Here is a 12,480-nt window from a genome sequence, read left to right on the forward strand (position 1 = left end):
AGGCGCATCAAGGGCAACGGCACTCCAAATTAAGCTAGCAGACAAGCGAAACGTGTTTGATTCGCGGTAAGCCCCATTACGGCATCTTTCCCTTTGAGGGGTCAGTGGGCCTTCATCGCCTGGGGTTTCAGGAGGGGGTGTCCCCTGCCCTACCAGTCGCGCGCCAGCATGATGGTGAGCACGCGGACGGTGGTGGCGGGATTGTCTGGGGTCTCCGCCCCATAGCGGAAGTCCGAATCCGCCTCATAGAGATTGATTTTCCAGAACACGGTCTCGCCCCGGATCTCGACCGCCCCGAAATCATGCCAGCCTTCTGGGTCATTCTCAGGCTCGAACGTGGCAAACTCACCGGTTGCCTTCACCGCCTCGGCCATGAAGCCGTCACCGGCCTCCATAAGCGCGCGGGTGACATGCATGCGGCCCTGGATGGGCTGCGCAGGCGGCACCCCAAGGCACGCGAGCTTGCGAAACGCGTCGTTTTGCGCCGCGATCACGGTCGGATCCGGAAGGTCTGGCTGGGGTTGAAACTTCATGGACATGGGAATCTCCTTTGAGAAGTTGAAACACCCTTCCCAAAGCCTGCTTTTTCTTTTCCGTGCGGCGGAAAGCCCGGTCCAAACTTGCCAGAACCAAACAGTTTACACGATAGTAATATCCTGCAGACCAGTAAGCGATCCGCCCGCCGCTATATGAGTATCGATCGCGTGTCTGATCCTGGCCAGCGCGGCTGTAGATGACGTCGTCATGCTGTCGTAGGCCTGAAAATCATGCGGCATGTCCGGCCAAAGATCGAGCGACACGTCGGCACCGTTTTCTTTCTGAACCTGCGCGAACTCGATGATCATATCCCGCAAGACCTCGCGCCCTCCGGCTTGCAGATATAGCGGAGCAAGACCGCTATAGTCATGGGAGATCGGAGACAAAGCTTCGCGCCCAAACGCCTGATCGGGATCAAGCCATTTGCCGAATTGTAGCGCCATCCAGCCTTGAACCAGATCAGTGGGATTGTTGCCCTGCAGGCTTGCGCCGCGATCCCCAATATCAGTCCATGGGCAAAGCCCGATACAAAGCGCAGGCTGCGGTTTGTCCTGAGCCTTGAGCGATTGTAGCAGCATCAATGCCATATGCCCCCCTGCGCTGTCGCCAATCACGACGATCTTTTCTGCAGTCACCTGCGCCGCCAGAAAGTTCCACGCGGCGATAGCGTCTTCGGCCTGTGCAGGATGAGGGTGTTCCGGTGTCAAGCGGTAGTCAGGCGCAAACAATCTGGCGCCGGTATGGTGAGAAAGCATCTGCGCGAAACGGCCACTTACCCCGCCATGGAACGTATACCCGCCGCCGTGGAAATACAGCAGAACCGCCTCGCTCTCACGGTGTTTTGGGTCATACCAGCGCCCGCTTATCCCCTGTGCCGCCGAAGAGGTCACCTCGTAGATATCATCTGTCTGCGTCTGGAGACTGTCGAACAGTTCGCGCCCCTGCGCGATATCGCGATGGCGCATTGCCGCGGTGAATTGATGACGGACAAACCGGATTCCGGTTTCCATATTGGCATCCCAATCATCGGCCATACGCCTCCCGAGCGCATGCCGTATCGACGTTGCGATTGCGATCTGACTGAGTTTTGCAAGGCTGCGCAGCCGAAGCGCGAGCGGGCCTGAATAGACGATTTTAACCACGTTGATATCCTCGTTGCCAGTTTTGGCCTTCGTTGCCTCAGGAGGCGCGGCGAAATATAGAATGATTGCGTCACAAGGAGTTTTTCATGTCGCCGGTCTCAAAACTGTTCCTGCCGCCGCCTGCTTTGGGGGGCTGCCTCATGGCGGGAATTTTTCGGGACACGCGTGGCGCAGATCTATCGGCCGCGAACCGGATGAACCATTTTCCGGCCTCTCCGCTTGTTGCGATCACACTCGTTCAGCACGGCACGATTCACATGCTCCCAGCGAGGACAAGCTGGCGGGGCGCTGCTGACGCGCCAATCCTCCCCAAAAAATCGGTGCTGCCACCGCAGGACGTGCCAGTGTCCAGTTGGGCGCAAGGCGATGTTGTTGCACTGACGGTCGGGGTCTATCCTGACGCATGGCTTGCCCTCGGGGGGGATAGCGCTTGTACAACGTTAGCACCCGTCTTTGATCAGGCGTTGGAGGGCTTTGATACCGAAGACGACGCGACCGCAGGATGGATCAAGTTCTGCGAAACGCTCGAAAATACTTGGCGTGATGCCCGACCGAAAACCTGGCAGCCTGCCGCGCGCATTTCAGACTGGACCAAGGCACTGGCGACCCGCGCGGCTCTGTCGGGGTCGGGGCGCAGCGTTCGCAGCATTGAACGCAGGATCATGCGTTACTCCGGTCACACGCGGCGCAGTTTGGCGTTCTTTTCGGCCTTCGAACAGCTCCATGAAATTTCAAGAAATGCAGCAGGTCAGCCATTGGCAGAAATCGCAATCGATGCGGGATATTCCGACCAGTCCCACATGGGACGTGCCGTGCGCCGCGCGACGGGCTTCTCTCCGGCCGAGCTCAATAAAGCCATTGAAGCCGAGGAGCCTTTTTGGTGCTATCGATTGCTCGGTGAGCGGTATTGACCGGCGCGCATGTGCGAACATTTGTGCATCCTGCAGCATCGGTTGAAATGGGCTTACAGCTGCCATTTTCTGCTTTGCGGCAAAGCATAGGTCAAGCGGCCTCGGCGCTGCGCCCTGCCCTGCCCGTCTCCGATCTGGCGATCAGGTAGTCGCAGGCACGTTGCGCGTCCGCGGCGTGCCGGAAGATCGCGCCCTTGTCCGACCGAAGAACGCGCAACCAGTTGTGGAGATAGGCGGCATTCAACTCGAGCGTATGAGCCGTGAAGCCGAGCGTCTGACCCAGGAACACCGAGGTCAATTCCGCGACGATCTCCTCGCGTGCGTAAGAGGTGTTGCCGAACTTCGAGAGCCCGAAATCACGGTTCAGTCGATGCCGGGCCTTCGTGGCATGGGCCAGCTCATGCGCCCAGACCCCGTAGAAATTGCGCGGGTCCTGGAACCGCGTGATGGATGGCATGTAGACCTTGTCCACGGGGGGCAAATAGTACGCCTCCGTGCCCGTGAAGACGGTCGTGATGTCGATGGCATCGAAAAACGCCTGCATGTGCGGGATGGGCTCGGACGGCGGATGCTCGGGCGCGGGCTCCGGGTCTGGGAAGAAGCTGTCGGGCAGGCCATCGATCTGGCAGGCATTGAACACGCGGTAGGATTTCTGGAAGCGGAAGATGCGGGCTTCCTCGGAGCGATCATCGCCATCGCTGCGGTCGTCCTCGCCGCCCGCGTCTTTCCGGCTTTGGCCGTAATAGACGACGACAGAGGATTTCTCGCCCTTGCGGACCTTTGCGTCCAACGCATTGGCCTGAGGCAGAGTCATCCAGAAGGGAGAGCTGTGGCCCGCCATCACGGTCCGCATCGTCAGCAGGAAGTTGTTCACCCCCTGGTAGGGTTCGCCGCCCACGCGCAGGGGGCGTGAGCTGCCGCCTGCGGTCCAGGGCTTGCGCCACGGCAGGACGCCGCGCTCGATGATGCGGATGATTTCGTTTGTGATGACCTCGGAGGCATCGAATTTGGTCGTGCGGGATCGGGCCATGGCTGGCCTCCTTTCGAGTTTTGGTGAGAGGGAATGGTGATCAGATTGACTGAAGGGGCCTCGGATCGTTGGCGATCCTGGCACCGAGGGCTTCGACCATGTCGATGTAGGCGGTCAGCGAGACGGATCTGCCAGAACCGCAAGGATCAGGGTCGACCGATCCGTCCCGCGCCACCCGCGGCAGTCGCGCGAAGGCAATGACATCGGTGACGGGTCGGATATCGATGAAGGGCGTCCCTCGTGCGACCGCAAGAGTGGCCAAGGGAAAGCGCTCGATCGGCGCGAAGGTCGAAACGGTGGTCCAACCGAGATGGAGGAATGTCCCACCCTCCCCGCAGATCACGTGCGCGTTTGGCAATGGCACCGCCTGCTTCAGATAGCCGAGATCACGCAGGACGGTCTCACGCTCGAGCTGCAGTGCCTGGCCCGTCTGGCCGGTTCGGCGTAGTTCCTTGTGCCGCCACCACGAGGCGGCGGTCGCGCGTAACACGCACAAGACACCTGTTTGCATCGGAATGCCCTTCATCAATAACAGCAGACCGGAATCCGGCCCGGACCCATCTGAGGGACCCCAAAGGCCCTCATCCGTCAGTCACAAAACCCGAAGGACACTTTCTCTTTTTCCGGCCCCTTTGGGCACACAACAAAACCGAAAAGCCCGGCCCTTCTGCCGAAGCCATTGATTTCATGCAGCAATTCCAGATCGGCAGGCAAGATCGGCAACGCATATCGGCAAAACCTTGCTTGAAAGTACGAAATGTGTTTATTTTTCAATTACTTTGCAAACATGGAAGATCGGCAAAAATGCTGGAAACACCCGCCAGGATCGAACCCTGCTTCTTCGAGGAGCATATTCCCACAGAACTGGCAGACCTTTCGGTCGACATCCAGAGGGAAGCCACCGGGCTGGGACAAGGGTTGCATCCTGACAGCGCAGCCGAGCTTGCCGATCTCGTCCGCGTGATGAACTGCTACTACTCCAACCTGATCGAAGGACACAACACGCGCCCCCGCGACATCGAAAGGGCGCTGGCGGGCGCCGAGCTTGAGGAAGAAACCCGTCCCCTCGCCCTTGAGGCCCGAGCGCACGTCATCGTTCAACGGGCCATCGACGAGATGCATCGCAAGGGCACCCTGCCCCGCCCCACATCCGTCGAATTCCTGACTTGGGTCCATAAGAGCTTCTACGAAGAGATGCCGGATGAGTTTCGGGTCATCGAACATCCCGACGGCACTCAAGAGCCCATCGTTCCGGGACGCATGCGCCAGGATGATGATCGGGAAGTTGCGGTCGGGCGCCACCTACCTCCTTCATCGTCGCGCGTCGCGGCATTCATGGACCATTTCGACAAACGATTTCAGATTGCGGCGCGGTCTTCGAGCGGACGGATCATCGCGATCGCCTCTGCACATCACCGGCTCAACTACATCCACCCTTTCCCGGATGGGAACGGTCGTGTCAGCAGACTGATGTCTCATGCCATGGCCCTCACAGCGGGGATTGGTGGCCAAGGGCTCTGGTCCGTATCACGTGGGCTGGCCCGCGGGCTAACCGATCGGGGCGAGTACAAACGGATGATGGATCTGGCCGACAGTCCACGCCGCGGAGACCGCGACGGACGGGGGAACCTGTCAGAAGCGGCACTGAAGACGTTTAGTGAATGGTTCCTAAAGGTGACGCTCGACCAGATCACCTTCTCAGCAAGATTGTTCGATCTCGGCGGACTAGACCAACGGTATCGTCGTCTTGTTGCAGATACCATCGATGACAAGCGAGCGCCGGAACTAATCTCGGCGGTTCTTCGTCATGGGGCACTGGAACGAGGCGATGCGCAGATTGTGCTCAAGACGTCCGAGCGTACTGCTCGCAACACGCTGAGTAAACTGACCGCCGCCGGATACATGACGTCCGCCTCGCCGAAGACGCCAGTACGGTTGGCGTTTCCGTTGGATTATCGAGAGCGGCTCTTTCCAAACCTCTTTGGAGACGGTGACCTCCCACAATAACTTTAGGCATTTAGGGTGTAATGCCTGGCCGCCGATTTCTTCCATGGGCGGCCAGATTTTCATCAAGGCTTGCTCGTGTGTCACTTGTCCACCGCGGTGGACATCTGCTGGTCTGAGATAAACTGAAGAACCACCATGCGCCGCTACGTGCGTTTGGACAGTTTTGGTTGCCACAAGCGCCGCTTCTCGTTCGAAGTCCACCGCGGTGGACATTAGACAGTTCGCTCATTGTTTTCGGACAGTCGCTTGATCAAAGCTAATGGATCAAATTGGTTTTGCCTTTGACCCAGGGTGATACTGTGAAAATACGCTCCAAAATCCCTGATGCGTTTTCCAAGCTGTAGCATGATGAAGATCGCGCATGACGCTTTCTGAGCTCCTACAGCATTCTTGGCTTTCTCGAAAGTCTCTGGGTGAATGCCCATCATGGGTGCAAGTGTTCGAGCATGGTTTTCAATGTCCAACCAGTTTCTAAGTCTCTCTGTGGAGAACGATGTCGCCTGATCGCAGACTGAGGTCAGCAAGTCTGGTTTCAGGGCCTCAAGGCCTATGTTGCTATCTAAATCTTTTTTTTCTTCTTCAGACTTAGATTGATGCCGGACAGTTTGTCCGTCATTGGCGGGCAATTCCATAGTTTCAGGCGGGTCATCCGGGGTAGACAAACTCTGGCATTCTGCATCTGTATTGGCGAGCAGAGCGTGGTATTCGGGGAGGCTCAGCTTCCTGCGTAGAGCTTTCCGTGCGTGGTTGATGAATGCGTTGCTAGGATCGTGCTCTTCCAAATGGGCGAGCTTTGTAAGGATCTGTTTGCGGACAAATATCCGATCTCGCCGGTTATTCTCCATCTCTTGCGCGATGGCTATAAGCTCGCTCGCACGTTGGAGCAGGGGGGTGAGAGACAATCCATAACTGATGCACTCCCCGCCGGATGAGCGAACGCGGTAGCGCTTTCGGTTCGAGCTGTCATTGCGCTTGATGAATCCGAGTTCAACGAAGCGGTTGATGTGCCTCCGGAGTGTCCGTTCGTCGATTCCGCCAACGCGCTGGCAAAGTGAATTGTTAGACGCAAAAACCGTTTCGCCATGGCCAGGTTTCAGAAAACTGAGCATTGCTTGAAGTGTCTGTATGTGGCCAGGACGTAGACCAAACACGCTGCGTGCATCTCTCAGGGCTCTGAAGATGGTCCAGACGTCGGTTTCAGATGCGGGAAATGAGCCGCGGGTTGCATCAGCACCTGCGGCTTCGATCGAAAGTTTTGTAAATGCCATGGCTTGTTCACGACGACCGTTCGGCCCACAACTTCCCCGTCTCTTTCCTCGAATTTTCGCGGAAAAAGGCAAAAAATATCAGTCCACCGAATCGGTGACTCTTGACCGGTATGCTGGAGGTTGCTACATCAAAGATGCTAATCAGATGATGAGGGCTCTCCAGGGGAAACTTTGGGGGGCTCTTTTCTTTCGGGTCTTCGCTTTTCTCCTCTGCTCGTGTTGCTCTGTGTGGCCTGGGTTAGGACCCAGAGCCTCTCTCATTCCGCCACTGTACGAAGAGTTGCAAAAGCGTAGCTTCCGCGTGCTCTTCGAGCCATTGGCCGAATTCTGGATTGTCCTTCTTGGTGACCTTGAGCGCGATCGCCTTCTCATCGATTGTCAGCGTGCCCAATGAACTGCCGTTCTCATCATTGATGACCGAAGTCAGCCCACGATTGGGCGGCTTCTTGTCGCTACGTGCTTTGCTCGAGCAAGCCGAATAGACCGCTTGGAACTTTTCGGAACTAGGAGTGTCGTCGGGCAGGGCGGCGAGCGCCTCTTTGGCGATGTCCACCAAATCTACCTTCACCGACAAGGCAGCTAGATCACCCCACTGCCGTCGTCCGATCCCATGTGCTGGCCCGATGAGTTGAACAAGACCGTCTGGCAGTTGTTCTATGACGACCCTGTGGTTGGATACGCCTTGCCGGGTCAGACCTAGAGCATCTTGAATGACACCGGGTTTGTACCCGGATTCTTGCATCTCTTTGATAAAAAGAGACTTTTCTATAAAAGACGGATCAAGCCTGAGGTTGTTCTCCTGGCCTTGAGCGATCAGAGATGCGTCATCGTCCAAGGTTCGAACAATTGCCTTGACCGTTCCACCGACCTTACGGATCGCCGCAAGCCTGCGGCGGCCGTAGATGATGCGGTATCTGTCCGGTTGGGCAGATGGACGGACCATGATGGGCACTTGTTGGCCATGCTTGCGAATGCTCTCGGCCAACTCATCGATACTGGAATCTTCCAGCACCAACCGATCGCGCAGCCCATCCATGTCAATCTGATCGGGTTCGATATCGCGAATCGAGTTTGCTGTGATCTCGCGCAAAGAGTCGCGCAATCCTCCAACAGATCCCGGCAGCTTTGCCGCTTTTGGCGGGGTAGGGGAGGGGGCTCCGCTCTCCGTCTCATTCCTTGGAGGCTGGTTGAAGATGTTTCGGGCCATCAGCGACGCCCCCATGCCATTTGGATCGTCTGCTCTAGCTCATCGCCAACGCCATTCACGCTGGTCAGGGCGCGATCAATTGTCTTTCTGATGAATTGGCTTGGATCGACTTCGTAGACGGTCTGCTGGGTCATCCCCGCGTCGGAGATCGCCGTAGACTTCAGCATTGGCTCTGTCATGACCTGACCTGCCAGAATTGATCTCAGGTAGCCTGCCATTTGGGTCTGCGGACCGTCCGACGGTTCATATCTGGTAATCAGGAACTTGACAAAATCCCATGTGACACGCCGACCGATGGCTTCCTCCACGGCCTTGACCGTTTCTGAAGCAAGCTTCAGGAATTGGCTCATAGATGCGATGTCAAGCATGCCAGGTACCACGGTAACCAAAAGCCCCGTCGAGGCTGCCAGCGCAGTCAGGGTTAGAAATCCAAGCTGAGGCGGGCAGTCGATCAGGACGATGTCGTAGTTTGCCTCAACCTCTTCAAGCGCCAAGGCGAGGCGCTCTGCAAAGATGGGCTGTACGCGACGGGCGAGAGCGTTTGCGGTCTCGGTTTCGTACTCCGAGAGCATCAAACCGGCGGGCACCATGTCGAGCTTATGGAAGTAGGTCTTTTGGATGACGTTCGAGAGAGGAACTTGGTCCTCATATCTCAAAGCATCATAGATTGTGCCGCCATCGGCGAACTCAAGCTCGGGCCGAAAGCCGAAAAACGTGGTCAAACTTGCTTGCGGATCGAGGTCTAGGACCAGCACGCGGTAACCGCGCAAGGCATACCTTTGCGCAAGATGAATCGTTGCAGTAGTCTTTGATGAGCCGCCTTTGAAGTTGACGACGGATATCACCTGGAGACGATCGCCATCACGTCGACCTGGGCGGTAGCTTTCTGCGTTCTTTCCAGTGCGTCCAAGAACATCGCGCAACTCATCAATCTCTTGGGCTGTGTAGAACCGGTGTCCGCGGTTGTCTGTATGCACTTCCGGGAAGCTGCCGTCCTTGTGCCGGTTGCGCAGGTTAGATGTGCTTACGCGCAGGAGGCCGGCGACTTCGGTGGAACTGAAGCGACGTAGGGACTTTCGTTCTTCGGGTTCGAAAGCGATCTTCATCTGGCGATCCAAAGACTCAGCCAGATTGTCGGCAAATGCTCCGATATCGGAAGAGCCTATGCCTTGCGTGTATCCAATGTTACGATCATCCATGTCCTGCCGCCCACTCTCGGCCTCTGTTGAGGCTCTTAGTCATTCTGACGGTGTACAGCGTGTCTGACGCGTTTTGCCGTCAGAATGGGAATGCCACGATCCAGTGAGTCCGGCAAGAAGAATCTAAATGTAGTGTGAAAGTTATCCACAACACCTATAGGTGTTGTCGTGTAAAAAACTCAGCAAGTCATTGATATAGATATATTAAATGCAGATCTAACCAGATCGAGCCGCTACTCTGTTGAGTTGGCACATTAGCAGCTAACCCCAAGCAACTAATGGCACTTTCTGCCTCCTGCGGAGTTTTCTCCCGGTGAAATTTTTTGGATTCGGGTCAGAAGCTACATCTGATTTTGGCTCGATTCGTACGGCATGAGGCCAAGTCGTTCCGCCCGCTCCAACAGCATTTTCACCGAAGACGGCTGCCATCTTGTTCGGCCACGAGGCGTGCGTTCGCGCATCGCTTCCAGCCGGGTGCAGATCGCCTGAAGCGTGATGTCGGGGTCCGCGCCTTTGATGGCGGCGACAATCGCCGGCAGGCGATCGTCGGTTTCGCGGCGTCCAGCTCGGGCTAGGACCTCGGCGGGTAGAAACCCGTCGCGTACATATGCCTTCACGGCGCGGAGCAGGCGGCTTTGTGTCCAATGGCGATCTGGGGGCAGGGGGGCATTGATAATCCGCAGGATGTCTTCCCAAGCCATATCGGGGCGCAGGCGGCGCACATGGGGCACCCAATCCTGCGCGGTCTCGTTCAGGCGCTCCATGTAGCCGTCCTGTCGTGCCAGCCGCACCTTGCGCAGTGCGGCGGGGTCTTTGGTGCGAAGCCCAGGATTGCCACCAATGCGCCCTTTGGCGCGCGCAGAGGCAAGCCCGGCCTTTGTGCGCTCACGTATCAGAGCGCGCTCAAACTCGGCCGCAGCGCCCAGAACTTGCAGCGTGAATTTGCCCTGCGGCGATGAAGTGTCGATGGGGTCCTGCAGGGAGCGGAAGAAGGCGCCCTTGGCCTCCAGACGCTCGATCACCTCCAGTAAGTGCGACAGAGACCGCGCAAGTCGGTCGATCCGCACTACGACCAGCGTATCGCCGCTCTGGACGCGTTCGAGCACCCGCGCGAGCACAGGACGCGCGCGATTGCCGCCTGAGGCGTGCTCTTCGAAGATTTCGACGCATCCTGCGGTTTGTAGGGCCTCAGACTGGGGCAGGGGGGTCTGATCCTCTGTCGATACGCGTGCATAGCCTATCAGGGGCATGAAAACGGGCCGTTTGCAATTTAGGGTACCGTTATTAAACGACCGTTTGTAAACGAATGCAAGAGAGTGCTCTCTCGTCGTGCTGGTGCAGAACCCCTTAGTTTCCTTGCGCTGAGCGCGATCTGAGAAGTTCCGCCGGCAGTCGCGCGCGCATACTATATAAAGAGCATGGGCAATGGCCACAAAACCGCTTGGGTAATACGCATAATTTTAGTATTTTGCACATATGAAGCCGCAAGCATCTACTTTTCATGATGATTTCGATGATCCCCTCATCACTATCGAGGGGGATGAGGAGACTCACGAAGACGACGTCTGGTTTCTGCCGGGGCCGCTCGAAGAAGAACCGGATGATTTGCCTCCCGGGCCACGGGCGGAACCGCCCGACACCGCGGTCATCGACGATTGGGCAAAGGCAGAGGGGGCTCACGCTGCGCGGCTGGCAAAGGTGGCTGGACGCTTGGGTGCGCTGGATGACCGGTTGCTGCGTGGCCCGAATGGCTGGCGACACAGACTTGCACTGATCGAGGCGGCAGACCTCAGCTGGCTTGCAGGGGATCGGGTGAGTTCTGATCGTCTGGCGCTCTGGGTATCGATGCGGCTCTCGGGCGTACAGGATGACACAAATGCCCTAGCAAGAGTTGGATGGGCTGTTCGGCGCCTGACTGGCGGTCCCGGACCAATAGGTGACTTGGCCGCCTTCCTAGATCGCCGCGATCCCGAGAACATCGAGGACAGCACTGAGCGTTTCGAAGATCGCGCTGGCGGATGGCTGGACGTAATGGCAGCCGCAGCCGATCTCCACCCAATCACGCGGGCTTGTATGGGCTTTCATCTCTGGAGTCTGGCGGGCATCGGACAGCAAGGAGACCAGATCGAAGCCGCCGTCACGGCGGCCAGGATTGCGAGCAGCAACGGAAACGGTGCTATATTTGCGCCGCTCGCCATGGGTGGAGCAGGGGGGCTGCGTGCATCTGGTTCTCCGGACGAACGATTGGCCCGTTGGTTGGCGGGGATGGAGAGCGCTGTTCTAACGGCGATGCGGCATCTGGATCAGACTGAGGCTTGGACGGTTCAGGCAGAGGCTGAAATGGCGCCACTATCCGGCAAAACCCCTCCCGCCTTACGAGCTCTCTTTGCAGAATGGCCCCTTGTGTCTGCTCCAATGGCTGAGTCCCAGATTGGTTCCAGCCGCGCAGCCGTGCAGCGAAACCTTGCCTTGATGGAGGAAAAGGACTTGGTTCGTGAGGTGACAGGGCTGGGGCGGTTTCGAATGTGGCGGATTGCAACTTAGTATTTGCCTGGAATGTGGGCAGAAACACGCATAAGCGCGCTTATGGCAAATAATGCGCAGGGACCCGCTGTATGTTGTAAAAGCGAATTTTACGTCCCAGCACTTTGTCGATTGTGTTTTAGAGCTAGCTCCATCCATTCGCTTCCAAATTATGGGTGTTTGCATCAACCAGCCATCTATTTGGTCGGTGCGTTGGGTTTCGGGATCACTTTTTGAAATTCAATTCATTGGCGAGCTTTGAGGTTTCTCGTAATTCTGCCAGAGCTTCCTCTCTTTCTTTTATCTCGGCGCGAAGCTTATTTTCGAGGATTTTTGATATCCTTGCCCATTCGCGAAGCTGCGCTCTTGAGCCCCTGTTTTTATATATTTCTAACCAAACTCTTATATCTTCAAGCTTCATTCCGAACCGACGACCTCGCAAGATCAGCTTGAACCGCGCGATCTGTTTGCGATCATAACTTCGTTCACGCCCTTGTAGCGTGGGTTTGAGAAGTTCGAGATATTCGTAATACCGCAGGGTTCGGGGGGTGACGTCGAATTTCCCGACCATCTCTTTGAAGGTGAGCGTTTCGTCATCGGACTTGTTCATGGCGTCACTCCGTTCTGATATATGGTCGTGTTAGCGTCTCGTCGTC

The 12,480-nt window shown here is 57.0% G+C and carries 12 protein-coding genes; 3 read left to right on the forward strand and 9 right to left on the reverse strand.

Annotation, left to right across the window (positions count from 1 at the left end):
- Positions 1-149 precede the first annotated feature (149 nt).
- Positions 150-539: a DUF3768 domain-containing protein gene (locus BDE40_RS17850; protein WP_134016949.1), complete on the reverse strand. Its 390-nt coding sequence runs from the start codon at positions 537-539 to the stop codon at positions 150-152.
- A gap of 99 nt (positions 540-638) precedes the next feature.
- Positions 639-1,679 (reverse strand): alpha/beta hydrolase, encoded by a 1,041-nt coding sequence (locus BDE40_RS17855; RefSeq protein ID WP_134016951.1) that lies wholly within the window; start codon positions 1,677-1,679, stop codon positions 639-641.
- An 86-nt stretch (positions 1,680-1,765) separates the two neighbouring features.
- Between BDE40_RS17855 and BDE40_RS17860 the strand changes: the two genes are divergently transcribed.
- The gene (locus BDE40_RS17860) at positions 1,766-2,590 is read left to right on the forward strand and encodes a helix-turn-helix domain-containing protein (RefSeq protein WP_134016953.1); all 825 of its coding nucleotides are present in this window, start codon (positions 1,766-1,768) and stop codon (positions 2,588-2,590) included.
- 91 nt (positions 2,591-2,681) lie between these two features.
- On the opposite strand, the gene BDE40_RS17865 is transcribed toward BDE40_RS17860, so the two are convergent.
- Positions 2,682-3,620, reverse strand: a complete 939-nt coding sequence (locus BDE40_RS17865; RefSeq protein WP_134016955.1) for an ArdC family protein — start codon at positions 3,618-3,620, stop codon at positions 2,682-2,684.
- Between the two features lie 40 nt (positions 3,621-3,660).
- The gene (locus tag BDE40_RS17870) at positions 3,661-4,146 is read right to left on the reverse strand and encodes a hypothetical protein (RefSeq protein ID WP_134016957.1); all 486 of its coding nucleotides are present in this window, start codon (positions 4,144-4,146) and stop codon (positions 3,661-3,663) included.
- Positions 4,147-4,424: 278 nt separating this feature from the next.
- Here BDE40_RS17870 and BDE40_RS17875 point away from each other — a divergent pair, with 278 nt between their 5' ends.
- Positions 4,425-5,627 (forward strand): Fic family protein, encoded by a 1,203-nt coding sequence (locus tag BDE40_RS17875; RefSeq protein ID WP_134016959.1) that lies wholly within the window; start codon positions 4,425-4,427, stop codon positions 5,625-5,627.
- Between the two features lie 212 nt (positions 5,628-5,839).
- Here BDE40_RS17875 and repC read toward each other — a convergent pair whose 3' ends face one another.
- The 4 genes from repC to BDE40_RS17895 all read right to left on the reverse strand — a co-directional run bounded on the left by repC (position 5,840) and on the right by BDE40_RS17895 (position 10,551).
- Entirely contained in the window at positions 5,840-6,895 is a 1,056-nt protein-coding gene (gene repC / locus BDE40_RS17880; protein ID WP_134016961.1) for a plasmid replication protein RepC, read from the reverse strand.
- A 238-nt stretch (positions 6,896-7,133) separates the two neighbouring features.
- Entirely contained in the window at positions 7,134-8,102 is a 969-nt protein-coding gene (gene repB / locus BDE40_RS17885; protein ID WP_024099295.1) for a plasmid partitioning protein RepB, read from the reverse strand.
- Positions 8,102-9,301, reverse strand: coding sequence for a plasmid partitioning protein RepA (gene repA / locus BDE40_RS17890; RefSeq protein WP_009807965.1), 1,200 nt, complete (start codon positions 9,299-9,301; stop codon positions 8,102-8,104). Before repA ends, repB begins: the two co-directional genes overlap by 1 nt.
- 341 nt (positions 9,302-9,642) lie before the next feature.
- Entirely contained in the window at positions 9,643-10,551 is a 909-nt protein-coding gene (locus tag BDE40_RS17895; protein WP_134016963.1) for a recombinase family protein, read from the reverse strand.
- A 226-nt stretch (positions 10,552-10,777) separates the two neighbouring features.
- Here BDE40_RS17895 and BDE40_RS17900 point away from each other — a divergent pair, with 226 nt between their 5' ends.
- On the forward strand, positions 10,778-11,845 hold the full coding sequence (locus BDE40_RS17900; protein WP_134016965.1) for a helix-turn-helix domain-containing protein: 1,068 nt from the start codon (positions 10,778-10,780) through the stop codon (positions 11,843-11,845).
- Between the two features lie 205 nt (positions 11,846-12,050).
- Here BDE40_RS17900 and BDE40_RS17905 read toward each other — a convergent pair whose 3' ends face one another.
- The gene (locus BDE40_RS17905) at positions 12,051-12,434 is read right to left on the reverse strand and encodes a MerR family transcriptional regulator (protein WP_064223622.1); all 384 of its coding nucleotides are present in this window, start codon (positions 12,432-12,434) and stop codon (positions 12,051-12,053) included.
- Positions 12,435-12,480: the final 46 nt, after the last annotated feature.

The sequence above is a fragment of the Litoreibacter halocynthiae genome (assembly GCF_004365635.1).
Taxonomy (GTDB): domain Bacteria; phylum Pseudomonadota; class Alphaproteobacteria; order Rhodobacterales; family Rhodobacteraceae; genus Litoreibacter; species Litoreibacter halocynthiae.